Annotated in this window: 2 protein-coding genes; both read left to right on the top strand. The window is 59.8% G+C overall.

Translation table 11 applies throughout. From position 1 onward, the window contains the following. Positions 1-163: 163 nt before the first annotated feature. Complete coding sequence (locus tag ACTQ49_RS14890; protein WP_441828618.1) at positions 164-1,006, top strand: hypothetical protein; 843 nt, start codon at positions 164-166, stop codon at positions 1,004-1,006. A gap of 156 nt (positions 1,007-1,162) precedes the next feature. Then, positions 1,163-1,579 (top strand): hypothetical protein, encoded by a 417-nt coding sequence (locus ACTQ49_RS14885; RefSeq protein WP_441828617.1) that lies wholly within the window; start codon positions 1,163-1,165, stop codon positions 1,577-1,579. Positions 1,580-1,700: the final 121 nt, after the last annotated feature.

The following is a 1,700-nucleotide window of genomic DNA, read 5'->3' as shown; positions in this document are numbered from 1 at the left end:
TGCAGCTGCTGGTCGGGATAGGCACGGGCGACTTGCTTCAAGAACGCCAGGAACTCCTGGTGTCGGTGTCGGGGTCTGCACGCGCCTGTCACGTGCCCGGTGGCGATGTCCCCGGAGCCAAGACGTCGACAGGGTCCGGCTCCTGCTGAGGCGGCATCTGCGCGTGTTGGAAGAGATCCGGATCGACGAGGACGAGAGCTACCGGGCAAATCATTTCCGGGCCTTGCTCGCCCCAGGGGACATCCTGTCTTTGGGGGAGCGCTTCAACGGTGCTCGGGTGGAGGTTCAGGTCGCCACGTTGATGATGCATGCCTGGTCGGAGGTGGAGCACGACTTGCTCTACAAGAAGCTCGACGGCGAACCTTCCGACGAGGAGAAGGATCTGCTCAAGGAGCTCAATCAGGTCGTACGTTGCGGCGACCACTTGATCGAGAAGTTGGCTGAGGCGAGGGATCGACGCATCCGGGGCGACAGGCACATGTTCGTGTCGGTATCGGAGCTGTACGACCAGCTGCGCACGGCTCAGACCTTGGAAGCCGAGCCGCCGCAATGGCTACGGTCTTTCTCCGAGGGCGTGTTCCGTCATCTTCAAGACTGCGGCCGGGCCAACCAGATGGATGTCGAAGAGGCGCTCACGGGTGCCTCGAAGGGCATCGATGAGCAGGAGCTGGCGGACCTGTTGTTTGCAGGTTCACTGGCACGATCTGGCTGGCAGGACGATGAGCAAGCGAAGCAGAGGGTGATCCCGCGGGGGCAAACGTGGTGGCAGGACGCCGACGGTGAGTGGGTGTCGATCTATGACACGTTGATGGACCTGAATCGTCGCTACGAACAGCACGTCGCAGACAATCCAGATTCCCGCGACATGCCTCTGGAGAGGGGTTTCACCGATTTTAGGCACCATCACCTGTCCGACAGCATCAATCGGCAAGTCAGCTACGAGTACCAAGACCGGATTCATCTGCTTGAGCATCAGGCACGTCATGTGTTGGGGGATGTCCAGTGAGCATACCTGGACGAGTCTCTCGCCGAGTCCCAGCGGCTGGGGACTCTTCACACGGTGGTTCAGAGCATGGATCGTTCCCGGCCTCCTATGGGGCCCAGGATTCTTGACCTTCAACGAGTCTAGACTCTTGGCACCCAAGGAGAAGGAGACAGCAAAGTGTCCACCGAAGAGTTCAGCACGCAAGACATCCTGGATGCCATTGACTTGCTCAAGATCGAAGAGGTGACCACCTACAGCGACCTCGCCGAAGCAATCGGTTGCAGGGGCAAGTACCAGGAATTGGCGGAGCACCTCGTCAAGACCTATGAGATCCCGCCCTGCGATGGCGCGCGCGTGGTCTACAAGAAGCGTGATGAGTCAGGCGAAAACCAGGTAATGCCCAACACCAAGTTCACCAGCCGACATGGTGTCGCTACACGCGCGGAGGCACTCCAGGCGGCAGGCGTGAAGTACAGCCTCACAGATGACGGCACGGTGCTAGTCCCTTCCTTCCGGGTTGTCGATGCCGTAGAATTGAGGATTCGTGCTGAGAAGCGACAGAAGCGCTTCACGGCGCGAGCAGCGGGCAGCTAGTGCGTCGTGTCGTTAGTTCTTGAATGGTTGTGGTTTGGGAGAATTGGTCATGGCCAATTCTCCTGCCCCGGCGCTGGGTCTTCGTGAGGGTGATCGTGAACGTCTGGAGTCGTTGACGCGG

The sequence above is a fragment of the Luteococcus sp. Sow4_B9 genome, from assembly GCF_052116585.1.
Classification (GTDB): Bacteria; Actinomycetota; Actinomycetes; order Propionibacteriales; family Propionibacteriaceae; genus Luteococcus.
Note: the sequence above shows the minus strand (reverse complement) of the source record. Positions and strands in the feature narration are given on the sequence as shown.